The 253-nt window shown below is 59.3% G+C and carries 1 pseudogene; it reads left to right on the plus strand.

From position 1 onward, the window contains the following. Positions 1 to 253: pseudogene (locus tag EU800_RS26595) on the plus strand (DDE-type integrase/transposase/recombinase); the annotation flags it as partial.

Consider the following 253-nt stretch of genomic DNA (forward strand, 5'->3'; position numbering starts at 1 on the left):
TCGATCGAACCAGCAAGTTCGCGGTCGCCCAGCTTATCGAGAAAGCCGACCGACGAACCGCGTGGGAGTTCCTGGAACACCTGCTGGAGGTGGTTCCGTACCGAATCCACACGATCCTGACCGACAATGGGATCCAGTTCGCCGACCAGCCCCGGAACCGCAACACCATCTATTCCCGGCAAATGCGCTTCGACATGATTTGCGAGGCCAACCGGATCCAGCATCGCCTGACCAAGCCCAACCATCCATGGAC

It is taken from the genome of Tropicimonas sp. IMCC6043, assembly GCF_004146235.1.
GTDB lineage: Bacteria > Pseudomonadota > Alphaproteobacteria > Rhodobacterales > Rhodobacteraceae > Tropicimonas.